The organism is Corallococcus sp. CA049B, from assembly GCF_003611685.1.
GTDB lineage: Bacteria > Myxococcota > Myxococcia > Myxococcales > Myxococcaceae > Corallococcus > Corallococcus coralloides.
This window is the reverse complement of record NZ_RAWC01000008.1, coordinates 49826-74847: the sequence shown is the minus strand read 5'-3', so window position 1 is coordinate 74847 and position 25022 is coordinate 49826. Positions and strand designations below refer to the sequence as shown.

Genomic DNA, 25022 nt, shown 5'->3' with positions numbered 1-25022 from the left:
AGCACCTGCTCTGTTACTGCTCTGCTCTGAATTCGTTCAGGAACACTCGGCGACCTACTGAGTGAGCGCCTTTTCCAGGAAGTCGCTCAAGGATGCGGCGACGGGGCGCACTCCTTCTGCATATGTGCCCAGTCTGGAAGATTGGCGTGGAACGGGTGGCTTGGGTAGGGTCCAGGTTCGATGCGGAGCGCCCTACTTGGCTGGTTCGTTGTCTTGTTCGCCCTCGTGGTCACGCCTGCCCTGGCGGGACCGCGAGAGAAGGCGCAGGTCCGGACCCTGGTGCTGTCGGAGCATCCGGACGACGCTGCCCATCGCATCCACGTGTCGGGGCAAATCGTCACGGTGCTTCGGTTCGAGCAACCCTGCGACCCGCTGAAGACGAAGCTGCTCGGATGGGAGGGGCGCTTCGAGCCGCTGGTGGTCGCGGAGAAGCGCGTGGTGATCGAGCCCCTTCGGGCCCTGGGGCCGGATGAAAGCGTTCCCCTGCTCGTGACGCTCGCGGATGGGACCGCGATGTCGTTCCTACTGCGGCCGCCTTTTGCGGAGGAGGGCGGCTGGACGGATCAGCAGGTGGACGTCTTCAAGGACCGGGAGAGCTATCGGTCCCTGGTTTCCGTTCTGACGCACACGCTCAGGGCGAAGAATGAGTTGGAGCAGGAGAACGCACGGTTGCGTGAGGAGGAAACCTCCGCGGACCACGCGCTGGCGGCGCTGCTGGCTTCAGGAGCCGGAGCGCAGACTCCCTTCCGGTTGTTCAAGTCTTGGAGCGCCGTTGATGCGGACTCCGAGCTTTCGATGAAGCTCTACTCGGGCAAGGGCAAGGCTGCTGTCACGATCGCCGTGAAGAACCAGAGCGAGGATCGTCCGTGGCGAGTGGTCCGGGCGAAGCTGTCCTCGCTGAAGAGCCAGGAGCCGCGAACGGTGGCTGTCCGTTCCGAACACGCTCTGCTCAAAGCGGGGCAGTCGGGCACCTTTGCCTTCGTGGTGGATCGGAGCGCCTTCCTCGATGCCAAAGGGCATCTGGAGACCCTGATGCTGGAGATCTACCGGTATGACGGCCTCCGCCATGGCTATGTGGTTCTGGACCCTCGCCTTGTGCGTGAGTAAGAGCCGCAGGATGGTTTCCAGGACGCTTGAGTTCGCGTGCGGTCTCATCCTCGCCGTCCTGATCGTGGGTTGCGCTGGTTCCGCGACAGGGCGGGTGAGCCTTCGGCCCGATGGAACCCCTGGGCCCGAGAAGTGCCCGGAAGAAGCGCTCAAGGCGATGCGCTATCTGCGATTGGGCGTGGGGGATGGTGCGACCGCCGAACTCGACGCGAACCAGATGGATGCCCGGCCCATCACCCTGTACGAGGGTCGGGTGGAGAGCGTGTTGCTCGATGACCTGGGAACGCTGGAGTCACCGACGCGCCTTTATGGGTACGTCTGGACGAGCGGACCACAGGCGGTCATCCGCTACTACGAGGCACGTCCGCCGGGTGCCGCACAGCGGGTGCCCATCTGCGCGGTGGCACGGACGGCGATGAACCAGCTCCGGAAGCGTCCCGATTCGTTACCTGGAACAGCCGTTCTTGAGTTCTCCGTCGGGGGCGTCTTCATCGTGGACGAGTTCCTCTAAGTGGGTAGCCACAAGTTCCGAGACGAATGCAGCACCTGCTCTGTTACTGCTCTGCTCTGAATTTGTTCAGGAACATTTGGCGACCTACTTAGGCGGGGTAGGGGGGCGGAGCCTCTTCAAAATCCGCGTGACATCCTCGAGTGACGGATTGCGCACGCGCGCGGCCGGGGGCACAAGGCGCGCGCGGCGGTCGTCAGGGGCACTCCCGCGCCGGACCACCGCTCGCCGGAGGGGAAATGTCCCGCATGTGGCTCATCGCCGCGGCCGTGTGGCTCGCGGCCTGTAACACGCAGGTTTCAATCCCAGAGGACGCCACCCGTGAACAGGTGGTCCAGGGCGAGCTCGAAGTCCGGGTCGTGGACGCGCCGTCGTTCAAGGCCTCACGCGAGGAGTACTTCCTCGTCGCCGGGGGGCGGCATCTGCCGCTGGCCTTCACTGGTGGAACGCCGGAGGGGTTGCGCAGTGGTCAGCGGGTGACGCTGCGCGGAACCCAGGGCGAGCACCGCTTCATGGCCCGGAGCGTGGAGGTGGACCGCCACGCCGCGGCCGTGCAGGCCACTTCGGACGCGTGTGGCGTCACCGGGGTGCAGCGCAGCCTCGTCATCCTCGCGGCCTTCCCGGGCATGCCCCAGCCCGCGGCCACTCCGCAGGGGATCCATGATGCGTTCTTCTCCACCACGCAGCGCTCGCTGGCGACCTACTGGAGCGAGGTGTCCGAGGGCCGCACCACCACCACGGGCAACGTGCGGGGCTGGTACACGCTGGACCGCGCCTATTCCTGCTCGGAGACGGACGCCATGCGCGACGCGGCCGTGCGGGCGGCGGACGCGGACGTGGACTTCCGGCAGTACGACCGCATCTTCATCGTCCACCCCAATCCCACGCAGGGTTGTGCCTACGCGGGGCAGGCCACCTTGTCCTGCGGACAGGTCGTGACGGCGGATGGCACGGTGACGGCCTCCGTGGCCTGGCTCGTCGCGGACTGGATGACGAGCCACGACACCGCCGTGAAGCTGGTGACGCATGAGGCAGGTCACAACCTCTCGCTGAACCACGCGAACTCGCGCGACTTCGGCACGCAGCCGCTGGGCATGCCGGGCACCCTGGGCGTCATCGACGAATATGGGGACCTCTTCTCGTCGATGGGCGATTGGAACCTGGGCCACTACGCGGCGCCGCACAAGGCGCGCATCGGCTGGCTGGCTCCCTCCGCGGTGGCCCAGGTGGAGGGCACGGGCGGCACCTTCACGCTCGCGCCGGTGGTGGCGTCCGGTGGACTCAAGGCGCTCAAGGTGCGCCGGCGCGCTGGCGCCAATGACTGGCTGTGGTTGGAGTACCGCCGGCCCGTGGGGCTCTTCGAGCCGACGTTGGCGTCCCAGGTGTTCGGAGGCGCGCTCATCCACCTGGAGGACGCGGAAGCGCGGGACGGCACCCACCTGCTCGACTTCACGCCAGGGACGCCCTCCTGGAGCGACCCGGCCCTGTTGCCGGGCACGACGTGGAACGACCCGCACAGCGACCTCTCCCTCACGGTGGATGCGGCGACGGCCGCGGGGCTGACGGTGAGCATCCAGTACCGCACGACGACCTGTGTGCAGGCCGTGCCCGAGGTGCGGGTGACGCCCCTGGAGCCGAGCATCTGGCCCGGAGCGCGGCCGGAGTTCGCGCTGGAGTTGATCAATCGGGACTCGGTGGGCTGCGCGCCGAGCACCTTCCAGCTCTCCGCCATCGTCCCCTCGGGTTGGGGCTCCGACCCGCTGCCCGCGCAACGCACGGTCGCTGCGTCCACCTCCGACACGCTGGGCCTCCAGACGTATGTGCCCTACAGCACGCCGCCCGGGCCCTACACGGCGGGCGTCACCGTCACGCGGGGAAGCCAGACCGTGCAGGGCACGGCCACGGTGGAGGTCGTCGAGCGTTGCATCGCGACGCCGCCCACGCTGTCGCTCTCGCCGGCGACCGTGACGGCGGCCCCGGGCTCGGACGTCACGTGGACGGTGAGCGTCACCAACAACGACTCCGCCTCGTGCAATTGGGTCTGGTACGACTTTGGGTCCAACCTGCCGCAGGGCTGGGACACGTCCTGGTCCGACTGGGGCGTCAACCTGCCTCCGGGCGGCGCCTACACCTTCACGATGACGAAGTCCGTGCCTCCGGGCGCGCGTGGCGCGCACACCGTGGACCTGATCATCCATCAGGAGGACTTCGGCATCGCTGCCAGCGCCACGGCCACGGTGAACGTGGTCGGCACCACCCCGAGCATGCGCTGACGGAAGCGGCGGTCCGCGTGCTCATCCCAACGTGGACCGCTTGCCTCTCCGCGGGCGCGGGAAAGCCATATCCGTCTCGTCCACCACGAGACGGACGGCAATCTGTTGGGGCAATGGCCACGACCGCTTGCCATGCCCAATGCTTCTCGGCAGCCCGTCGCTGCCCCCCTTCATGAAATCAGCGAGCCTGCCACGCTCGTGGAGGTTGTTTCATTGCAACAGACATCCACCTCCCTGCTGCTGGGGCTCACGCTGGCGCTGCTGGCGGGCTGCTCTGATTCTTCCCTCGACACCGGCGCGACCCGGTTCGCCGTCTCCGTGCCCCAGGCTCTTGCCTCCACCGTCTCCCGCGTCTCCGTCACCTCCAGCGCGGCGGATATCCCTTCCGTCACCGTGGACCTGGCCCCCACCCAGGGCGTGTGGGGCGGCATCCTTGGCAACATTCCCGCGGGCCCCAACCGCTCCTTTCTCGCTCAGGCCTTCGACGCCTCCGGAACGCGGCTCTTCGAGGGCTCCGCCACCGGCGTCACCATCATCGCGGACCAGATGGTCCTCGTCGCCATCACGCTCCAGCAAGTCGACCCTCCGCCTCCCTTCGACAATGAGGCGCCTGTCATTGACTCCCTGGTGGCCTCCTCGACCTCCGTGGCGGGGGGGGCTCCATCTCCTTGACGGCCGCCGCGCATGATCCCAATCCGGGCGATACCCTCTCTTACGCCTGGACCGCCACCGCGGGCTCCTTCTCCTCGCCCTCGGCTGCCGCCACTTCGTGGACCGCGCCTGTCTCCACGGGCATTCAAAGCCTGACGCTGACCGTGACGGACTCGCGCGGCCTGTCCTCCAGCATCGTGCTGGCGGTCAACGTCACCGCGGACGGGGAGGGAGAGGCGAACCTGTCCATCTGCTTCAACAGTTCCCCCGTGGTGGCCGCGCTCAGTGCCAGCCCCACGCAGCTGGCCGTCGGGGAGACGACGTCTGTCTCCGCCTCGGCTTCCGACCCGGACGGAGACAGCCTCTCCTATGCTTGGAGTGCTACCTGCGCCGGCACTTGGGCCAACGCCTCCTCCCGCTCGGCTCGGTTCACCCCGTCGCTGCTGCCCGCCGGCGCCTGCAACAATTGCCGTCTGACTGTCACGGTATCGGATGGGCGCGGCGGACAGAACACCGGCACCGTCGCGGTGTGCGTCAGCGACTCGCCCCCGGCCAATCACTTTCCCCCGGTCATCATCCGCTCCTACCGCTCGTCGGACACGGCCTCACCGGGCCAGGTCCTCACCTACGAGGTGGTGGCCAGCGATCCGGAGGGTTCCGCCCTGACCTTCTCCTGGGAGGCCACTGCCGGCTCGCTGGGGATGCCGGCCAGCGACGCCACCCGCAGCCGCATCACCTGGACAGCGCCCACCTGTGGCAACACGCCCCCTTCCATCACCGCCACCGTCACCAACGCGTTCAACCTGACCGACACCCGCACCTTCACCGTGACGGGGCTGCCGGCCTGTGGGGGGACCTGGGCCTCGACGGGAAGCATGCTCGACCCTCGCTGGGGCCACACGGTGACGCTGCTGCCCAACGGCAAGGTGCTCGCCGCCGGCGGATACAACGGCGTGAACTTCCTCGCGACGGCGGAGCTGTACGACCCGACGTCGGGCACCTGGAGTGCTACCGGCTCCATGCCCGCGGAGCGCTGGCTCCACACGGCGACACTGCTGCCGGATGGCAAGGTCCTCGTTGCAGGGGGGTTCGGCGAGGGTGCCGGCTTCATTGCGACGGCGCTGCTGTACGACCCGGCTTCGGGTACCTGGAGCCCTACCGGTTCCATGAACCAGTCCCACTCCGAACACACGGCGACACTGCTGCCTGACGGCAGGGTCCTCGTGGTGGGGGGCAGCATCAACCCGGAGGCGGAGCTGTACGACCCGACCTCGGGCACCTGGATCCCTACCGGATCCATGGCTGACCCTTGCTTCGATTGCGCGGCGACGCTGCTGCCCAACGGCAAGGTGCTCGTGGTGGGGGGCCGTAACTACAGTACTGGTGTCCTCGCGACGGCGGAGCTGTACGACCCGGCCTCGGGCACCTGGAGCGCTACCGGTTCCCTGGCCGAACCGCGATTCGCTTATTCGGCGGCACTTCTCCCCAACGGCAAGGTGCTCGTCGCAGGGGGAAACAACTACACCAGCATCTTCGCGATGGCGGAGCTGTACGACCCCACGTTGGGCACCTGGAGCGCTACGGGGTCCATGACCGAAGCGCGCTGGAATTCGCCGGCGACGCTGCTGCCGGATGGCAGGGTTCTCGTTGCAGGAGGATCCGGCTCCCCTGCTTTCAGCCTCGCGACGGCGGAGCTGTACGACCCGACGTCGGGCACCTGGAGTGCAACCGGCTCCATGCTTGAACCCCGGACGCGCGCGCTGGCGACGCTGCTGCCGGATGGCAGGGTCCTCATCGTGGGGGGCCTCCTCGACTCCACGACCCTCGCGACGGCGGAGCTGTACACGCCCTGAACCCTCGCCGGGCCTCCGGGAGATGCAAGGCGCGTCCCGCCGCCTGGGACGCGTCTGTCTTCACGTCTCAGCGCCAGTGATACAGGAAGGTGGCTCCGGGAGCGAAGGCAGGGGTGTCCTGTTGCTGCAACTGCGTTCCGGCGAGGATCCCCAGGTCCACGGACCACCGAGGCCCCATGAACCGCGCGCCCGCCGTCGCGAAGGCGAACGCGTCCGCGATGGCCTCCACCGGCGAGATGGCGACCTCCCCCGCGAAGCCCCAGTGCTCCCCGACGCGCAGGAAGCCTCCCACCATGGGCAGCACCATCACGCTCCCATTCCGGCCCCGCTCCCAGATGTAGATGGGCTGGAACGTGAGGGAGAGGTTCGCGTCGGCCGTCCCATAGGTGAGGGTGCCGTAGGCGGCGACGGCGTTGTGGAGCCCCCCCGAGCCCGGGAAGTCGCTGTCGTAGGAGCCGCCTTGCACGCCGAACGCCAGATGCAGCTTTTCGGTGAGCGGCGTGCTGATCTTGATGCCCCCCATGAGGCTGAAGGACGTGTCTGTGTACACCAGCTGGAACGGAGCGGCCGTGGCCAGGTGCACGGACACGCGCTCGCTCAGGCCCACCTCCGCGACGGTGAAGAAGAACGCCTGCTGTCCGATGAAGCCCTCTCCCGCGTGCAGCGGCAGTGCCGTTGAACCCATCAGACCGCGCGTGCGGGTGGGGTTCTCGAACCAAACCGGGGCGGATGCCGGAGGCGGTTCGGGAGCCGGCTCTCCGGCGCTGGCGGAAGCGCCAGGGAGGGCCAGCGACAACATGAGCAAGCAGATGAGACGTGGTGCCATGATTTCCCCTCAGTGCGCTGCTGGCTCAGCGCCAGTGAAACAGGAACGAGAACCCGGGGAGCACGGAGGGATTGTCCGTGTCCTTCCATTGCTGCTCGGCGAGGAGCCCCAGGTCCAGGGACCACTGGCGCCCCATGAACCGCGCGCCCGCCGTCGCGAAGCCGAACGTGCCGCTGATGCCATCGACCGGTGAGAGCGCGACCTCCCCCGCGAGGCCCCACTGCTCTCCCAGCCGGACGAAGCCGCCCAGCATGGGCAGGATCATCAGGCTTCCGGAGTGGTAGGTCCCCCAGGCGAGGAAGGGCCGGACCGTGAGCGACACGTGGGCGTCGGGTGTCCCATAGGTGAGGATGCCGTAGACCGAGATGCCGTTGAGCGTGTCCAACAGATATTGGCCGGTGTCGAAGCTGCCGCCCTGGACGCCGAACGCCAGGTGCAGCCGCTCTGACAGCGGCCGCGAAACCTTGATGCCCCCCACGAGGCTGAAGGGGACGTCGTCGAAGGCGCGGCCCATCGAATAGACAAAGGCGGCCGTGGCCACGCTCACGGACACCTGTTCGCTCAGCCCCACCTCCGCGATGGTGGCGAGGAGCGCCTGTTGTCCGACGAAGCCCTCTCCCGCATGCAGCGGCAACGCCGTTGAACCGAGCAGTCCGCGCGTGCGGGTGGGGTTCTCGAACCAACCCGGGACGGATGCCGGAGGAGGCACGGGCGCCGGCTCCCCGGCGCTGGCGGAGGCGCCAGGGAGGGCCAGCGACAACATGAGCAGGCAGATGAAACGTGGCGGCATGGGGTCCCCGTCGTGGTGGCACACCCCATACGCAACCACCATGCCAGGGTGGCTATGCGCAGGATGCGGGGAGGCGGTGCGCCACCGCGGTCAGCGGATGGCTGACAGGCGAGTCATGCCGCCTCGGATTCCCAGCGAGGCCTCCTCCCGCATGAGGGCTTCCCAGACACCCGGACGCGAGCGCTTCGAGCACAGGCCCCAGGCGTACGAAGCCGCGTGCGGCGCGGCCATCAGCGCAGGAGGAAGTGTGACAGCCAGTCCGCCGCGTCGCGGGTCGCCTCGTGCCAGTCCGCTTCTCGCATCATGTGGCCGGACTCCGGGAACTCGCGGTGTCGCAGCCGCTCCGGGGCCTGGGCGTAGAGGGGCTCCAGCCGCGCGTGGAGCGCCTTCGCGGGGCCGGGAGGCACCACGTCGTCCTGCCCTCCGGTCTGACTGAAGAGGGCCGTGGGGAAGAAGCGCTTCAGGTGGTGGTGCGGGCTGGCCGGCCTGGGCAGGCCCCACTCCGGTGAGCCGAGGAGCGGCACGGCGGCGCGCAGCCGCTGCTCCCGCACGAGCGCCGCGTAGGTGATGTAGCCGCCCAGGGAGACACCGCCGACTCCCAGGCGAGCCGGGTCGGCGCCGTGCTCCTCCACCAGCGCATCGAGCAGGGCGGACACCTCGCTCGCGGTGGACTCGACCACGTCGAGGAACTCCTCCATCCAGCGGGGGTTCCCCTCGGCGAAGCGCGCGTCGAAGTCCGGGAAGCGGCGCTCGCCGTGTCCCACGGCGTCCACCCCCACCGCGAAGAGTCCCTGGTCCGCGAAGAGCCGCAGCTCGCGCTCGTGGACCTCCTTGCCCCCGCCCAGCCCGTGGAAGAAGAGGACCACGCCCCGGCGGAGCGCTTCTGCCCTCGACCCCTGGTGGACGCCCAGCACGGGGGCTTGAGCCAGGACGAAGCGCGACGTGTGGAGGTTCATGGTCCGACTCCTTCAAGTGTTAAACCCCAGGCCATGCTCCTCGAGAAGCTCTACCTCATCGACCGCTCACCGCAGTTGGTGCGGGCCTGGACGGAAGCCTTCGAGCCGTTCGACTTCGTCGCCGTGCGGGAGGAGGACTTCTTCGCCATTCCGGCGGACGCCATGGTCAGTCCGGCCAACAGCTTCGGCATCATGGATGGCGGACTGGACCTGGCGATCCGTGACACCCTGGGCCTCCAGATCCAGGAGGCCGTGCAGCGCGCCATCGTGGCGGAGCACCACGGCGAGCTGCCCGTCGGCGCCGCGGTGGTCGTCCCCTCGGGTGACACGCGCTGGCCGTTCCTCGTGGCCGCGCCGACCATGCGCATCCCGGAGAGCGTCGCGCAGACGGTCCACGCCTATCTCGCGTTCCGCGCCGTCCTGCTCGCCGTGAAGCGCCACAACCAGGCCGCGGGCGCTCCGGTCATCCGCACCCTGGTCTGCCCGGGGCTCGGCACCGGCATCGGCGGGATGGATGTCCGGCGATGCGCCGTCCAGATGCGGATGGCGTTGATGCACGTCATTGACCCCGCGCGCATCCCGTCCTTCCGGGACATCCACCTCGTGCACCGCGCGATGCGCTCCGTATAGACATCAAGCTCAACGCCCATGCGTGAATCCATGGCTTGAGTCGCTTGAGACACCGTGAGGCCAGACGGACCGCGATTCCTGGGGCTATTGACCGTCTGAGATGGCTTGGTAGAACGCGCGCCGTGGGGGTGGGGTGAACGCGTGGCCACCGGGCTCTCGCCCCCTCCGCCAGAGGGGGAATCATGCATCGAGGCATTGTCTGGAAACGCAGGGTCCGCGCCCGCGTGAGCATGCTGTTCGACCCATGCGACGGGCTTGTGTGTTTCATTGACGAAGACGTCGCCTGTCTGGATTGAAGGCACGGTGGATGGCCCGGGACAGCCGGAGCTCACCGTGCAGTTGGCGCAGGACGGTTCGGTGTGGACCGTCCTCATGAGCCCGCTTCCCGCCGGCACCGGGCGCCGCTTCCGGGCCTTCGCGTATGACGCGAACGCGCGGCTCCTCTTCCGGGGCGAGGCGGCGGACGTCACCATCACCGCCAACCAGACGGTCCAGGTGAACATCCTGCTTCAGCAGGTGGACCCGCCTCCCGACTTCGAGAACGCCGGCCCCGTCATCACCTCGCTGGTGGTGTCGCGCTCGTCCGTGGAGCGGGGCGGCTTCGTGGACATGCGGGCCACGGCCACCGACCCGAACCCCGGGGACGTGCTCACGTACGTGTGGACCGCGACGGCAGGCACCTTCAACACCCCCTCGGCGCTGTCCTCGCGTTGGACGGCCCCCATGGTGGAGGGCTCGCAGACGGTGACGCTGACGGTGGCGGATCCGCTGGGCGCGTCCACCGCGGTGAGCTTCCCCATCGTGGTGGAGGGCGCGGACACGGGTGGGGCCGTGGTGTCCGGACAGTTCAACGCCTGGCCGCAGGTGGTGTCGCTGACCGGCTTCCCGACGCAGGTGGTCCCCCACCAGTCCATGGGCGTGAGCGCCCAGGGCGTGGACAGCGACGACGCCGCGGCGAACCTCCACTACGCCTGGACCGCGAGCTGCGCGGGCACCTGGACGGACGAGGGCACCGCGAACGCGCGCTTCACCCCCACGGCGCTGCCCGCGCAGAGCACCTGCGCCAACTGCCAGCTCACCGTGCGCGTGACGGACGGCCGCGGCGGCCAGGGACTGGGACACCTGGGCATCTGCGTGGGCGCGCCGGTGTCACCCAACGCGCTGCCGCGCATCACCGACGCGTCCCAGTCGGCCACCACCGTGGGCCCGGGCAGCTCGGTGCATTTCACCGTCCGCGCCATGGACCCGGAAGGCACCGCCTTGGGCTTCGCCTGGGAAGCCCCGGTGGGCACCCTGGGCACGCCGGTCCCCAGCCCCGATGGCAGCGAGGTCACCTGGACGGCCCCCGCGTGCATCGACGCGCAGGCGACGCCGGTGGTGCGCGCCCGGGTGACGGACGCGGAAGGGCTGGAGGCGCTGCGGACCTTCTCCCTCACCTGGACGGGCCCCGCGTGCGCCACGGCTGTGCAGGGCGTGATGAACCACCGCTACTTCACCACCGGGAATGCGTCCGTGACGCGGGGACAGGACCTGTCCGGCGTGGCGGTGGAGGCCATGGTGGATCAGGGCGACGGCACGTTCCTCGTCTACCCCGGTACGGGCGCGACGGATGGCACGTTCACGGTCGCGGGTGTCCCCCAGGGGCCCTACACCCTGCGGGTGGGCGGCGCGTACGTGGTGACGTCCTCGCGCGCTCCGGACCTGGGCAGCGACATCCAGGGGCGTCCGGACGGGGTGGCCGCGAATTCGAGCACGTTCCTCTCCGTGGACCTCCAGGGCCTGGCTTCGTGGCAGGGGAGTGACTTCATGGAGATCTACTCCCCGGGCACGGCGCTCTACGCCGCGGGCACGAACGGGCTCGTGCAGTCGGGGACGCCGCTCAGCGCGGGGGCCCAGCGGTGGACCCAGACGCTGAGGTATTCGGGCATGGAGAACGCGGTCCTGGTGGACGCCAGCGCGGGAGACCCGGTGACCTTCCATCAGCTCTCCGCGAAGACCGATTCGACGTACGGCGCACCCATCTCCTACAACGCAGCCACCCGTGCCTTCACGGCGCCGCTGGTGGTCACCCAGGGGAGCACGGCGAGCTTCACGGGCACGATGACCGTGCTGCCGCAGGACCAGGTGCTCACGCTGGACCTGCGCTCCCCGGACTTCGAGGCGCTGCGCACCGTGGTGCACCCCACCGCCACCGTGGTCCGTCACGACCTGTATTTCATCGCGGTGCCCGACGGCACGCGGGCAGGCTACGCGCTGGCGCCGGACCTGCTGACCTGCTCGCTGCCGGCGGGAAGCCCGAATCGTGTCTATTCGTTCGCCTATGGCAATCCCTATCCGGGGTTCGCGCAAGCGGGGATGGTCCAGACGCATTTCAACGTGGCGTTGATGGCGCCGGGCGCGACCCAGGCGCTGACCTTGCGTTTGTCGGTGGGGTTCAATGACGTCATGCCCGCGTTCGCGGTGTCCGCGGTCGGGCCCCGGCTGAGCCCGGCGCGCGCGGTGACGCTGGCGGGGCAGGCCGCGTCCGGGAACCTGACGGGCGTGGGGCTGATGCCGCTCCTTGCCTGGACGGCGCCCACCGTGGGCACCGCGACCCACTACGGGGTCTACCTCTACGAGGTCTTCGTGAACGCCCAGGGACGCACGTCGCAGGTCGCGGGCGGGCCGGTGGCACAGTTGTACACGGCGGGCACGTCCCTGCGGCTGCCCCCCGGCGTCCTGACGTCGGGCAAGTCCTACTTCGCCATCATCGAGGCCCGCTCCTCCGGTAACGCCGACTTCCAGGGCCACCCCTTCCGGTCCAGCTACCCGGAGGCGAAGGCGATGACCGTGACGGGGATCTTCACCCCGTGAGCGGCGCGCCCGGCTGAATCCATCGCGCGATGGCGCCTCGCGGGCGCCATCGTTCAAGGCGGGTTTTCAGGAGGTGGGTGAGGGGAGCTGCCGGACCTCGCAGCGGCACTGGAGAGCCAGCTCCTGGATGAACCTCGCGGACGCTTTCAGTGGGTCGGGAAACTCCTCGCTCCGCAGGGCCTTCGCCTCCTCGAAGCACTCCAGCTCGCGCAGCGCTTCCGCTCGCAGCAGCCGTTGTAGCGCATCGTTAGGTGAGAGCAGCCCCACCAGCGCGAGCAGGTTGTCCCGGGCACCCGGGCTCCGCCGTGAGAAGGGCTCCCACGAAGCGCCCTGGCGGTAGGGCGCATTGCTCGACCACCAGGCATGAAGACGCAGTTCTTGCTCCTCCTTCGGTTCCTTCCCCAGGCCGTCCGCGAGGGCCTCCAGGTACGCCGTCTCATCCGGAGCCTGGATGAAGGGCGCGGACTTCCATTCGGTGGGTGGTGTCTCGGGAGGCGGTTCCCCCGTCGTCTCCTCCCGCAGCGACACGCGGGCTCCCACCTGCTCGAACCGGGCAGCAAACGCCTTGGCTTCCGCCCGGCGAAAGTACCGCCCCAGCTCCGTCGGCAGCGTGTCGATACGCCGCTTCACCTCCAAGAGGCTTTCGCCGCTCGCGCGCCGTAAAAGTTGCATGACCTCGACCCGGCGCTCCCCTGCGGCCTCCAAGGTGACGAGGGTGACGGAGTTGGAACGCTCCCAGAAAGGGAGCCTTCCCAGCTCGTGGGCCCTGTCGAGCCAGAACACCCGTTGGCAGGCCGTACACCGAGAGACAACGGGCGGCAGCGGCAGCATCGGCGCGTCGCGCCAACCATCCGTCCAGAGTACGGCACCGAAGGTGTTGCCGGAGGCCAGCGAGTGCCGCCGGTGAATCGCACCGCACCGTGGGCACGCCAGGACGATGTCAGGGCCAGGAACCATGGAGGGGGCTGACGCTACTGCGCGACACCCTGATGCTCCATGAGCATCACCGATTCGGTCGCATGACCCTCGTCAATTGGAAGGAAATTCCTCACTCGCGAGGTGAGCGTTCGCATAGAGCATCGTGAAGTGAGCGTGCTTGCGTCCTACTCGCATGGATCGGCCGTTCATCCGGGTATCCCGAATCTGCCGCAGCTGACTCAGCGCATGGCTCTTGACTTGAAGAATTGCCTTCTCAAGTGTCTGCGTTGTTGCTTTCAGGAGATGATTTCTCGCAATCCCGAACGCGGTGAGTCGGCCATCTCTTTCAATGGAAACGGTGCGGACAGCGTCCTGTGAGCCAAACAGGTGCTTGAGTGCGAGTTCATCCATGATGATGTAGCCGCCCTCATGGGGGAGTTCTCCAACAGACGGGAGCTGATCTTCAACAATCAGGAGGTAGCCATCATCGGCAAGGACCTTGTGGATATCCCTGAAGTGTCGGATCCAGTTTCGCACAGGGATCTCGTGCAGGACATTGCACATGGTCACGACATCAATGGGCTTGGATCCGGGTAGCGTGAGGTGATCGAGCGTTTTCAGGAGATAGTCAGAGGGGCTGCCTGGTTGGTTCAGTCCCGCGATCTGCCTCTGGCACTCCCTGAGTTCGTTCTCGCTGGCAAAAGCGGGCTCATGGAACGCGTAGTAGAGGAAGTTGGACGAGGGTGAGGTGCGCTTGATTTCTTCCAGGGCACTTGCAAGCCGACCCTGGCCAGCGGCGAAATCGAGGATCCGGAGCGGTTCGTCTAGAACCTTGGTGGAACGCACCGCGTTCGTGATCTGCTGCATCTGCGGGTCTCCACTGCTCGGTTCCGCGACTCCTGGCGGAAGGAGGCATTGGGCCGCGAAGGTTTCGAACGCGAGTTCGTCCGCGTCCGCCATCAGCGTGCGGAGTTGGTCCCGCCCATCTTGGCCTCCGAGCAGTCGATTGAGGACAAGCTCGATCTTGTTGCCGGCGTATTCGATCCTGCCGTTGTCGACGAAATGGATGGCGTCGAGCTTGGCGTAGGCAATGAGTGGAATGGAGTGGGTTGCAACCCAGATCTGGCCGTCAGGTCCCAGGATGTCGTTCTGCAAGGCCTTTAACGTGCGGATGCAGACGTCTGGGTGCAGGTGATTCTCTGGCTCGTCCAGTAGAAGATACGCCCCGCGTAGCCATTCGCGCTGACGGTGCAGAAGGATGGCCCAGACGAACAACAGCAACTCGCCTTTTGAGAGTTCCGCGGGATCGAATGGCCTGCCCCTGAATTGAGTGATGATGCGCCTTTGGTTGTTGAGGCTGAAAGTTATTTCCGACTGGAGTAGGGAGTTGAGAGTTTTGTTGAACTGTTGCGTGTCGCTGAGTCCTGCTTGAAGTTCGGGCAGGTTTCTTGTTCGGGGATGCTCGGAGTCATAGATTGTTCTGGCAATTTCATGGGCATAGGCGTTGATGCTTTGCTGGGCCTGTTCAAAGCCTCCTCGTCTGTTTGATGCTGCTGTTGAATCGATTGATGAGGGGGACGAGCTGAGTGGATCGTGGCCGGTATTTCCGTTTGCATTGTAGCGCAGGTGGATGAATCTTGGTGGATGTTGGTTTTTGTTTGCTGTCTTTATGTTGTTGAGGGTTTCTTTGAATCGGGCCAGCTGTTCTTGTATTTCCTTGAGGTTGGCGTCGAGGACAGGCTTGATGGCGTGGTCTTGTTTTATTAGTGAGTCTATTGTTTGTTTTCTTTGGTTGAGTGACTGGATTTCTGTGGTTGCCTTGGAGACGGCGTCTCCAGTGCTTTCGATGAGTCTTAGGTATCTGGATTTTCCGGCGCCGTTTGGTCCGGCCAGGATAACGAGCTGGCCAAGGTCCTTTAGGGTGGCCGGTTGGAGCCCGACGGGGTCCGTGAGTTCTTTTGGAAATGAGATTTCTGTGATCATGGCGTTTGGGTTTCGAAGTCGTGACGTCAGCTGTATAGCTCGCTGAGCGGTCCGGGCGCGATGCGCGTGCTGAACTCCAGTCCGAAATGGTCGAGCGACGCATCCGTGAGCGCGTGCCCCAGGGAGTTGAAGAGGTTGGACACCTGCCGGTTCCGGGCCCGGCCATCCCGGGGGAAGACCACGGTGCGCCCGTCCGTCTTCAGCCCGAGCGCGTTGCCGCCGACGAGCAGCAGCGGCCACTCGTGACCCGTGGAGTGGCGCTGCTCACTGTTGTCGCCGACGGCGCAGCTCAAGGCGCCCGTTCCGGTGGAGTGCCCACCGCCCGCGATGGTGCTGGACAGCCCCAGCACCCCCGCCGAGCGCTCCACGAGCGACACCCCGCGCCCCGCGACCGGGCCGCAAGTCTCGCCGCGTGATTCAGCAAGTAAAGGCTCGCATGCGCAGGGAATGACGCCCCTCGTCATGGGAGGAATTGGCCGCCACTGGATTCCGTCATCGCAGGGGTCCTGCGATGCGGGGCTTTCTGGCAGAGTGTGTGCCCTCACTGGGGGCCCGCCATGCAGAGCAGCATCATCACCGAGGTGTTTCTTCCGATTGCCCTGGGGGTGATCATGCTCGGCCTGGGGCTGAGCCTCACCCTCGCGGACTTCCGCCGTGTGGCGGTATTTCCGCGCGCGGCGCTGGTGGGCCTGGGCTGTCAGACGCTGCTCATGCCTGGGGTCTGTTACGCCATCGCGACCGGCTTCGGGCTGCCTCCCCAGCTCGCGGTGGGGTTGATGCTGCTCTCCGCGACGCCGGGCGGTGCGACCGCGAACCTCTTCAGTCACCTGGCCAAGGGCGATGTCGCGCTGAACGTGAGCCTGACGGCGGTCAACAGCGTGCTGTCGCTGTTCACGCTGCCGCTCATCGTGAACTTCTCCCTGGCGCACTTCATGGGGGAGGAGCGCGCCATCCCGTTGCAGTTCGCCAAGATCGTCCAGGTGTTCGGCATCGTCCTGGTGCCCATCTCGCTGGGAATGTGGGTGCGCGCGAAGCGGCCGGCGCTCGCGAGTGGCCTGGACCGGCCCGTGCGCATCATCTCGGCGCTGTTCCTGGTGCTCGTGGTGCTGGCGGCGACGCTCAAGGAGCGGGATCAGCTGGTCACGTACTTCCAGAGCGTGGGGCTCGCGGCGCTGGCCTTCAACCTGGCCAGCATGGCGGTGGGCTTCGTGGTGCCCGTCCTGCTGCGCATCGAGCGCAAGCAGGCGGTGGCGATCGCGATGGAGGTGGGCATCCACAACGGCACGCTCGCCATCGCCATCGCCTCCAGCCCCCGGTTGCTCAATGACGGCGTGATGGCCATTCCCGCGGCCATCTACAGCGTCATCATGTTCTTCACCGCCGGAGTCTTCGGCGCCCTGGTCGCGAGGAGACAGGCCGCGAGCGCGACCGCGGAGGAGCTCCAGCCGCGCCGGGCTCCGTGAAATTCTTCGCCCACGCCCGACGCAAGGCCTCGCCGGACCTCCGGAGGGATACGAGGTCGTGGGGAAGCCAGGGTCATGCAAGGCGCGTCCACCGGCCTTCAGACGCGTCTGTCTTTACGTCAACCGCGCGCCCGCCGCGAAGGCGAACGCGTCGGCGATGGCGCCGCACGCCGGACGTGGGCGCCATCCGGGCCTGGACCCGCGGGGCCTGACCCCCGGTGCACGGGAGCAGGTCGTGTGAACCTAGAGGTCCTTCAGGTTCCAGTCGATCTGCACGAGCCCGGTCGTCCTGCACTTCACCGTGTGGTCCTCGAGCGTCGTGCTCGCGATGGTGAGCGTGACGGCCTCGCCGCTCGCCATGGTGAAGGTGAAGTCGGAGCGGTGGCCCATGCCGGTCGGGCCGCGGCCCGTGACGACGATCTTGTTGGTGTAGACGGCACCCTCGTAGCTCTCGATGGAGATCTTCTGCACGTACGAGCCGCCGTCGCCCTTGATGCACTGCGAGAGGTCCGTGCTGCCGTTGATGGACACCAGGGCGGAGCCGGGGAGCATCGGGCCACCCGTGGCGGTGCCAATCGAGGAGCCGCAGGTGGTGGAGCTGAAGGCATTGGTGCTGGACATGGTCGTTCTCTCCTGAGCGTGAGGTGGGATTGGGCCGGAGCGGCTTCGTGCCGCTCGCGACGCATCCCCCTCAGTACACAGGGCGTGCCAGCACGCGGACGCCTCGGGACACACGCGCGGCGCCTGGAATGGCCCTCCTTCGACGCGTCGAAAACGCCCGTTCGACGTCGATTCGACGCGTCGAGGTCAGGTTACACCTGCCGGGGGGCGCTCAGTACGTGCAGCGCAGGACCTGGCGGTAGGTGCCGCACTGGCTGAAGTCCGTCGTGCCCGCGGGCTGCGAGTGGTAGCAATTGGAGACGACGGGGTCGCAGGGCAGGCTGGGCCAGACGTCGTAGGCGTCGCCGTCGGTGAGCGCGAACTCCGTCACTCGCGCCACCAGCCGGGCGGTCTTCTGCATCGTCGCGCCGTTGTCGCCGCCCGCGCTGAAGGCGAGCGGGACCGTGTGCGGGTCGATGGCCTGGTGCAGCTTCGTGTACGTCCAGTCGAGCTTGTAGTTGGGCCGGCCGTAGACGGACGGGATGCCGTCGGGCGCCGTGACGGAGAGCCAGTCGGTGTACCCGGAGACCGAGGCGTGGCCCCGGTAGAGCAGGTTGTCATTGCCCTGGACGACGTAGCGGGGCGTGACCGCCTCATCAATCCAGATGCCCGAGGAGCCGCGGAAGTCGAAGAAGCGCGGGGCCACCACGATGCGCGCGGTGTACGAGCGCGGCGTGCCCGTGTTCGTGGTGACCTTGACGAAGAGCGGCAGGCCCGAGAGCACCGTGTTGAGCTCGTGCCCCTCGTGGAGGACGATCTCGAACCGGCGCTCGCTGATGACGCTCGCGTCCCCGAAGGCGTCGTCCGGAACGAAGCTAAGGACGTCCGCGAGGTAGCGGTTCGCGGTGGCGCGGATGACGAGCGCGCGGACGCCGTCACGCTGCTCGAAGGTGCCGAGCGTCTCGAAGCTCAGCTCGTTGTCACCCACCGTGGCGTAGAGGCGGGTCGCCGTCTCCGCGGCGGTGCTGACGCCCAGCTCCTCCGGGGACTCGGATTCGATGGGGGTGTTGTCACAGGCCGCGAGCGCGGTGAAGCAGGTCAAGGCAAGGGCACGCAGATGCATGGGGGGCTCTCCAGGTGAGGAGGCCTCTGTATCACGCGTCCCTGACACCGCCCCTGGCTGGGATTGTGTCAGCCTTGTCACAACAGGCCCGCTCCCCCAACCGCGGAGCCACTCACCCCCCCCCGCGCACGCCGCTGCCCTGAGCCGTTGACGGGAGCGTCCCCCTGAGGCGTTCAGCAGGGGGACGCGCGGTGAGCGCTGGCGCGCTACGGGTGCGCGGAGTGCGCGGCGCGGGCGACAGGCTCCAGGGCCACGGCGTGCGCAGGGTGGGCGAGCGGCTCCTCGATGGGCGCGGGCTGCATGAGGCCGGCACCCAGGAGCGCACCCTCGAGCGAGCCGTGCATCCGCTTCTCGAGCAGGTGCTGCGTGAGCGGCTCGAGCGCGGCCTCCAGATGGGGCGGCACCTTCACCAGGGCCAGGTGCGCGCCGCGCACGGAGAGGAACTCCGCCAGGTACTGGAGCGTCGCCACGCCGGCCGCGTCCACGAGCGACACCCGCGACAGGTCGATGACCACGAGCTTCGCCCAGGGCGGGCCTTCGACGAGATCGTAGAGCTTGAGGTGGTTGATGAAGAGGATGGGCCCGTCCACGCGAGCGACCAGCAGGTCCAGCGCCTCGGGGGCGTTGGGCGCTTCCGGGGCCTGCATGTGCAGGCCGCGCTGCAGCTGCGACGCATCCTCCACCCGCTGCACCTCCAGCCGCAGGGCGCCATGGCGCCGCACGTAGAGGAGGCTGGCCAGCGCGAGCCCGGCCCCGATGCCGACAAACACGTTGAACATCGCGATCCCCAGCGCGGTGACGACCACCACGCCCAACGTCGACTTGGACTGATTCCACATGGCAACAAGACCCTCCAGATTGAGCAGGCGCACCCCCACGACCAGCAGGATGGCGGTGAGTGCGGCAATGGGGATGCGCGCCACCAGCGGCGCGAGCAGCGCCATGGCCACGAAGAGCCACAGGGCATGCAGGACAGAAGCAGCGCGGGTGCGCGCACCCGCTTGAATGGAGGCGCTGGCGCGCACGATGGCGCCCATCACCGGGAAGCCGCCGAACACGCCGGCAGCCATGTTGGCCAGGCCCTGCGCGATGAGGTCCTGGTCCAGGTCACTGTGGGTGGTCGCACCCGTGAGCGTATCGAGCGAGCTCGTCGCGAGCAGCGAGCCGAGCGACGCGAGCAGCGCGAGGCCGAGGGCCGCCGGCAGGAGGCTCGCGAAGTGCACGCCCTCGAAGGACGGCAGCGTCGGCATGGGCAGCGAGCGCGGCAGGGCGCCCACCGCGTCGTAGCCCGCGCCGAGCGAGACCATGAGCACGGTGCCGACCGTCAGCCCCACGAGCACCGCGGGGATGCGCTTGTGCACCCGGGGCAGGCCCACCATGGCCAGCGCCGTGAGGGCTCCGGCGGCGACCCCGAGCCAGCCGATGCGCTCGCCCCAGGTGCGCTCCAGCACGAGCGCCACGGCGTTCGTGTGCGTGTCCTCCACCGCGAACAGCCTCGGCAGCTGCGTGTTGAGCAGCAAGAGCCCGATGCCCACCGTGAAGCCCATCACCACCGGGCGGGGAATGAGCCGCGCGAACCGCCCGGCGCGCGCGAGCCCCAACGCCACCTGCATGGCGCCCGCGAGCACCGTGGCGATGGCGAGGCCCGCGGCCCCATGGATCGCCACGATGGCCGCGGCCATGGGCAGCAGCGCCGCTTCAGGCCCGGTCACCTGGTAGCGGCTGCCACTGAGCAGCCCGCCCACGATGCCCGCCACCACGCCGGAGACGAGCCCCACGCTCGCGGGCAGCCCCGCGGCGGTCGCGAGCGCGACGTTGAGAGGAAGTGCGACACACGCCACGCTCAAGCCGGCGGCTGCGTCGGCTGGCAGGCTGCTGGGCTGTACCATCTCGCGCCAGCTGTGGATGAGCTCGCCCGCACGCCGGGTCGAGAAGGGTCGCTTGGAGAGAGCGGTCGTCGAACGCATGGACGGCGCGTCTTTCAGATGCCGTGCCAGCCCCTGTGTCAGAGGGGAGAGGGCCCCCGTTGTCGGTCTACCCCAGCAGCCTTCCTGTCGGCTGGGACCAACACTGTTGGGACCGGCAGACGGCCGTGAGAAGTGACGGGCCGTGCGAACGGACGCGCGTTAGATTGCGCGCCATGTTGGTGCTTCGACTGCGCGCCCGGCTCCTGTTGTCCTACGCGGTGGTCACCGCGCTGCTGGTGGCGGCGTTCTCACAGATGGCCGTGGGCCTCATGCGCACCCACGAGGTGGTGGCGAGCGTGGGCCAGGAGGAGCTCGCGTCCTTCGAGCGGGAGCAGCGCGTGTACGTCGCGGCCTGGGCGCTGGAGCTGGCGGTGCGGCGCGGCGTGGTGGCCTGCGAGCAGCACGACAGCAGCGCGGCCTCCGTGCACCACGCTGTCGCCAATGCACGCCAGGACCTCCAGGCCGCGCTCGGCGCCGGCACGGAGCAACTCGATGCGGGCTTCCGCGCGAGCGCCCAGGACTATGTGCAGTACGCCCTGCAACTGGAGCAGGCCGGCACCTGTGAGTCGATGCTGTCGTTTCCCCTGCGGGAGCGGCGGTTGCAGCTGGATGAGGTCCTGACCACGGTGTGGTCCGAGCGCACGCGGGACATGCGCCTGGCCATCCAGGCCAAGGAGGACCACGCGCGTGGCATCGGCTCGGCGGCGCTGCGCTCCGGCGGACTCTTCGGCCTCCTGGGCATCCTCGCCGCGGGCGCGCTCGCCTTGTCTCAGGCGCGCGCGGTGTCGAACTCGGTGGCGCTGCTCTCCACGCACGCGCGCCGCATCGGCCAGGGTGACTTCAGCCCGCTGCCCCCCTTGCGCGGGCCGGAGGAGCTGCGCGCGCTCTCGTTGGACCTGGACCGCATGCGGGGGCGCCTGGCGGAGCTGGATCAGCTCAAGAGCGCGTTCGTGGCCTCGGTGTCCCACGACCTGCGCACGCCGCTGGCCCGGGTGCGCGAGGCCCTCTCGCTCCTGGGTGATGGCAGCACGGGGCCTCTGACAGCGCAGCAGGCCCGCGTGGTGAAGCTCGCCCAGGCGGCGTGCGAGCGTGAGATTCGCATGGTGACCTCCGTGCTGGACCTGTCGCGCGTGCAGTCCGGCCAGCCGCTGCAGCGCAATGCCGGGGCCTCGGTGGAGCAGATCGTCCAGAACGTCCTCCAGGACCTCGCCTTCGAAGCGGATGAGCGCAAGGTCCAGCTGGTGTTCGACGCGGCCTCCAAGCCCGTGCGTGCGCCCATGGATACCGCGCTGGTCGAGCGCGCCCTGTCCAACCTGGTGAGCAACGCCATCTCCGTCTCCAGCGCGGGCAAGACGGTGCGCATCACGTGTGAGCTGGTGAGCCGCAAGCGCCCTGGCGCCGCCAGCCCCGTGCCCGCGGTCCAGCTGTCCGTGTCGGACGAGGGCCCGGGCGTGCCCGCGCACGCGCGCGAGTGGATCTTCCGGCCCTTCGCGAGCCTGGAGGTCGGCGGGCGCCGCAGCACGGGGCTGGGCCTGACCATCGCGCGTGAGATGATCACCGCGCACGGAGGGGAGCTGTCGCTCGCGGAGACGTCCGGGCCTGGCGCCACCTTCACCTTCTGGATTCCCCTTGAAGACCCCGCGACCCCTGGAGTCCGCCTTGACGCCTGAGACCACCGTCCAGCAGCCCCACGTGCTCCTGGTGGACGATGACCTCCAACTCGCGGAGCTCATGTCCATGCGGATGATGTCGCGAGGCTACCGCGTGACCGTGGAGGGCGAGGGCAGGACCGCCCTGCAGAGGATCGCGCGGGAGCGCGTGGACGCGATGGTGCTCGACCTGCGCCTGGAGGACATGGACGGCATGGACGTGCTCCGGTCCGCGCGGCAGTGTGCTCCCGAGCTGCCCGTCATCATGCTCACCGCGCATGGCTCCATCGAGACCGCGGTGCAGGCCATGCAGGAGGGGGCCTACGGCTTTCTCACCAAGCCGTTCCACGACCACGAGCTGATGCAGAAGCTCACGCACGCGCTCGAGCGCTCGGTGCTGCGCCGGGAGGTGGCCGAGCTGCGGCGGCGCATGGGGGAGGACGGGGAGCCCCTGCTCCTGGGCATCAGCGAGGCCATCTCGCGCGTGCGCGAGGTGATTGCCCGCATTGCCCCCACCGACGCCACAGTCCTGCTCACCGGAGAGAGTGGCACCGGCAAGGAGCTGGCGGCGCGGATGCTCCACGTGCTGTCGCGCCGCAACGCGGGGCGCTTCGTCGCCGTCAACTGCGGCGCCCTGCCGCCGGAGCTGCTGGAGAGCGAGCTGTTCGGACACGTGAAGGGCGCGTTCTCCGGCGCCGTGCGCGAGCGCGAAGGCCTGTTTGGCGCGGCCAACGGCGGCACGCTGTTCCTGGATGAGATTGGCGAGGCGTCCCCGTCCGTGCAGGTGAAGCTCTTGCGCGTGCTGCAGGAGCAGCGGCTCACGCGCGTGGGCGCGGACGTGGAGGAGCCCGTGGACGTGCGGGTGGTCGCCGCCACCAACCGGGACCTCGCGGAGGAGGTGGCCGCGAAGCGCTTTCGCCAGGACCTCTACTTCCGGCTGCACGTGGTGCCCATCGAGCTGCCGCCCCTGCGCGAGCGGCTCGAGGACATCCCCCTGCTCGCGCAGCTCTTCCTGGAGCGCACGGCGAACCGCTATGGCCTGCGTCCGCCGCGCCTCGCGCCCGCGACGGTGGAGCTCATGCAGCGCTACAACTGGCCGGGCAACGTCCGGGAGCTCATCCACGAGATGGAGGCCGCGGTGCTCCTGGCCGGCGCGGACGAGCTCCAGCCGCGACATGTGCCTCGCCTGGGACAGGCGCTGGAGCGGCCCCCGGCCGAGAGCGCGCAGCTGCCAGGCGTTCCAGGAGGGGCCGCGGACCTGCCCTCGCTGCGCGAAGCCCGCGATGCCTTCGAGCGCGCCTACCTCGCGGAGGCCATGCGCCGCTGCAGCGGCAGCGTCAGCGCCGCGGCCCGGATGGCCGGGCGCAACCGGAGCGACTTCTACGACCTGCTCAAGCGGCACGGACTGTCCGCCGCTGACTTCAAGGGAACAGACTAGGGCGGGCCCCTGCTGGGAGCGCGGGCGTCCAGGACCACCTGCCCGTCCTTCATCACGAACCGGACCTGCCTCAGCGCCCGGAGGTCCTTCAGCGGATCCCCCTCCACCGCGAACAGGTCCGCGAGCTTGCCCGGCCCCAGCGAGCCCAGCTGGTCCTGCATGCGCAGCAGCTCCGCCGCGTTCACGGTCGCTGCACGCAGGATGTCCACCGGTTTGAGGCCCGCCTCGGCATAGGAGATGAACACCCTCACGCTGGCCTCGCCGCGCGTCAGCCCAGGCATCACGAGGTACATGTCCGAGCCGGCGGCGATCCGGACCCCCGCGGCCACCGCACGGCGGAGGCGTTCCTGGACCCTGGCCACGGCCTTCTTGCAGCGCTCCTTCACCTGACGCTTGCGCTCCGCGTTGCCGGTCTGGGCATCGAAGGCGTCACACATGTCCATCGGGCCATCCGTCGGGACCAGGAAGATGCGATTGCGGACCATGGGGGCCAGCACGTCATCCGGGAGGGAGTACCCATGCTCGATGGAGTCGACGCCCGCCTGGACCGCGATGCGGATGCTCTCGTCGGTGGTGGTGTGCGTCGCCACCGGCCGCTTCTTGCGGTGGGCCTCCTCGACGATGACCTTCAGCTCCTCCAATGAGAGGAGGTTGTGCCCGTTGTCGACGATGACCTTGATGCAGTCCGCGCCGTCCATGAGGGCCTGCCGCACGGCGCGCCGGGCCTCCTCCACGCCGGAGATGGTGACGTACTCCTGCTCGATGAGGGACTGAGCCGGAGGTTGGAGCGTGGGGAACTGCCCGCCCTGGGGCGCGAGCGCGCGAGTGCAGGCGGAGATGCGCGGGCCCTGCACCCAGCCCCGCTGGATGGCGTTGCGCAGCGCCACGTCGCCGTTGACCCCCGAGTTGCCGACGTCGCGCACCGTGGTGACACCCGCTTCGAGCAGCTCGCGGCCCAGCTTCGCGCCCAGGAGCGCGCGCTCGGCGGTGCTGCTCTGGGCGACAGGGGTGAGGAGGCTGTCGCCTCCGTTCGCCGGGTCGATGTCCAGCAGCAGGTGCGAGTGCGCGTCAATCAACCCGGGCAGCAGGGTGACGTCGCCCAGGTCGATGACCCGCGTTCCCGAGGGGATGGAGAGGCCGGTGCCCACGGCCTGGATGCGCGAGCCTTCGATGAGCACGACCGCATCCGGAAGGACGCGCTCACTCTTCCCGTCGAAGAGCCGGGCGGCGCGGAGGGCGATGCGCGTGGGGGAGGGCGTCTGGCCCCATGACGGCAGGGAAACGCAGCACAGGAGGAGCGCGCCAACGACAGTCGTCACCAGGCGTCGGGAAAGGGAGGACAAGGCGTGGCTCCTGGGTGCGCTGACGTATGCCTGTGACGATAGGCGCACATTGCCCTGGTGTCGGCATTGCAAATCCAGGGAAATGCAGGCG

At 68.3% G+C, this 25022-nt stretch carries 20 protein-coding genes; 10 read left to right on the top strand and 10 right to left on the bottom strand.

The features are described from left to right. Positions 1-213 precede the first annotated feature (213 nt). The 5 genes from D7W82_RS03105 to D7W82_RS03090 all read left to right on the top strand — a co-directional run bounded on the left by D7W82_RS03105 (position 214) and on the right by D7W82_RS03090 (position 6392). Positions 214-1107, top strand: coding sequence for a DUF2381 family protein (locus D7W82_RS03105; protein ID WP_233587265.1), 894 nt, complete (start codon positions 214-216; stop codon positions 1105-1107). A 10-nt stretch (positions 1108-1117) separates the two neighbouring features. Then, positions 1118-1618 carry a serine/threonine protein kinase gene (locus tag D7W82_RS03100; RefSeq protein ID WP_120616900.1) on the top strand — a complete coding sequence of 167 codons (501 nt, stop codon included), beginning with the start codon at positions 1118-1120 and terminating at the stop codon, positions 1616-1618. Positions 1619-1854: 236 nt separating this feature from the next. Continuing rightward, on the top strand, positions 1855-3888 hold the full coding sequence (locus D7W82_RS03095) for a zinc-dependent metalloprotease family protein (RefSeq protein ID WP_120616883.1): 2034 nt from the start codon (positions 1855-1857) through the stop codon (positions 3886-3888). A gap of 213 nt (positions 3889-4101) precedes the next feature. Then, a complete protein-coding gene (locus D7W82_RS42500) occupies positions 4102-4560 on the top strand; it encodes a hypothetical protein (protein ID WP_370450925.1) in 459 nt (152 codons plus the stop codon). After that, positions 4557-6392, top strand: a complete 1836-nt coding sequence (locus D7W82_RS03090) for a kelch repeat-containing protein (protein ID WP_370450924.1) — start codon at positions 4557-4559, stop codon at positions 6390-6392. Before D7W82_RS42500 ends, D7W82_RS03090 begins: the two co-directional genes overlap by 4 nt. A 67-nt stretch (positions 6393-6459) precedes the next feature. Here the strand turns inward: D7W82_RS03090 and D7W82_RS03085 are convergent, their stop codons facing one another. The 3 genes from D7W82_RS03085 to D7W82_RS03075 all read right to left on the bottom strand — a co-directional run bounded on the left by D7W82_RS03085 (position 6460) and on the right by D7W82_RS03075 (position 8964). Then, the gene (locus D7W82_RS03085; RefSeq protein WP_233587264.1) at positions 6460-7077 is read right to left on the bottom strand and encodes a hypothetical protein; all 618 of its coding nucleotides are present in this window, start codon (positions 7075-7077) and stop codon (positions 6460-6462) included. 166 nt (positions 7078-7243) lie between these two features. Next, entirely contained in the window at positions 7244-8008 is a 765-nt protein-coding gene (locus tag D7W82_RS03080) for a hypothetical protein (protein WP_233587263.1), read from the bottom strand. A gap of 230 nt (positions 8009-8238) precedes the next feature. Beyond that, positions 8239-8964, bottom strand: coding sequence for a S9 family peptidase (locus D7W82_RS03075; protein WP_120616880.1), 726 nt, complete (start codon positions 8962-8964; stop codon positions 8239-8241). Between the two features lie 33 nt (positions 8965-8997). Here D7W82_RS03075 and D7W82_RS03070 point away from each other — a divergent pair, with 33 nt between their 5' ends. Next, a complete protein-coding gene (locus tag D7W82_RS03070) occupies positions 8998-9594 on the top strand; it encodes a macro domain-containing protein (RefSeq protein ID WP_120616879.1) in 597 nt (198 codons plus the stop codon). Positions 9595-9861: 267 nt separating this feature from the next. Continuing rightward, on the top strand, positions 9862-12447 hold the full coding sequence (locus D7W82_RS03065; protein ID WP_147439203.1) for a hypothetical protein: 2586 nt from the start codon (positions 9862-9864) through the stop codon (positions 12445-12447). Between the two features lie 66 nt (positions 12448-12513). Here D7W82_RS03065 and D7W82_RS03060 read toward each other — a convergent pair whose 3' ends face one another. The 3 genes from D7W82_RS03060 to D7W82_RS03050 form a co-directional block, all read right to left on the bottom strand. Continuing rightward, complete coding sequence (locus tag D7W82_RS03060; protein WP_255417086.1) at positions 12514-13278, bottom strand: ribosomal protein L7/L12; 765 nt, start codon at positions 13276-13278, stop codon at positions 12514-12516. 198 nt (positions 13279-13476) lie between these two features. Further along, entirely contained in the window at positions 13477-15348 is a 1872-nt protein-coding gene (locus D7W82_RS03055) for an AAA family ATPase (RefSeq protein ID WP_120616876.1), read from the bottom strand. A gap of 26 nt (positions 15349-15374) precedes the next feature. After that, positions 15375-15725, bottom strand: coding sequence for a hypothetical protein (locus tag D7W82_RS03050; RefSeq protein WP_233587262.1), 351 nt, complete (start codon positions 15723-15725; stop codon positions 15375-15377). A gap of 180 nt (positions 15726-15905) precedes the next feature. On the opposite strand from D7W82_RS03050, the gene D7W82_RS03045 reads away from it, so the two are divergent. Then, entirely contained in the window at positions 15906-16811 is a 906-nt protein-coding gene (locus tag D7W82_RS03045; protein ID WP_120616875.1) for a bile acid:sodium symporter family protein, read from the top strand. A gap of 243 nt (positions 16812-17054) precedes the next feature. Here D7W82_RS03045 and D7W82_RS03040 read toward each other — a convergent pair whose 3' ends face one another. The 3 genes from D7W82_RS03040 to D7W82_RS03030 form a co-directional block, all read right to left on the bottom strand. Next, complete coding sequence (locus D7W82_RS03040) at positions 17055-17432, bottom strand: hypothetical protein (protein WP_120616874.1); 378 nt, start codon at positions 17430-17432, stop codon at positions 17055-17057. 211 nt (positions 17433-17643) lie between these two features. After that, a complete protein-coding gene (locus D7W82_RS03035) occupies positions 17644-18534 on the bottom strand; it encodes a hypothetical protein (RefSeq protein WP_147439202.1) in 891 nt (296 codons plus the stop codon). 206 nt (positions 18535-18740) lie between these two features. Further along, positions 18741-20501 (bottom strand): SulP family inorganic anion transporter, encoded by a 1761-nt coding sequence (locus D7W82_RS03030; RefSeq protein ID WP_120616872.1) that lies wholly within the window; start codon positions 20499-20501, stop codon positions 18741-18743. Between the two features lie 173 nt (positions 20502-20674). Here D7W82_RS03030 and D7W82_RS03025 point away from each other — a divergent pair, with 173 nt between their 5' ends. Continuing rightward, the gene (locus tag D7W82_RS03025) at positions 20675-22171 is read left to right on the top strand and encodes a HAMP domain-containing sensor histidine kinase (protein WP_147439201.1); all 1497 of its coding nucleotides are present in this window, start codon (positions 20675-20677) and stop codon (positions 22169-22171) included. Beyond that, positions 22161-23588, top strand: coding sequence for a sigma-54 dependent transcriptional regulator (locus D7W82_RS03020; RefSeq protein ID WP_120616870.1), 1428 nt, complete (start codon positions 22161-22163; stop codon positions 23586-23588). The genes D7W82_RS03025 and D7W82_RS03020 overlap by 11 nt, the downstream gene beginning before the upstream one ends. Here the strand turns inward: D7W82_RS03020 and D7W82_RS03015 are convergent. Continuing rightward, a complete protein-coding gene (locus D7W82_RS03015; protein ID WP_120616869.1) occupies positions 23585-24931 on the bottom strand; it encodes an amidohydrolase family protein in 1347 nt (448 codons plus the stop codon). The genes D7W82_RS03020 and D7W82_RS03015 overlap by 4 nt on opposite strands. Positions 24932-25022: the final 91 nt, after the last annotated feature.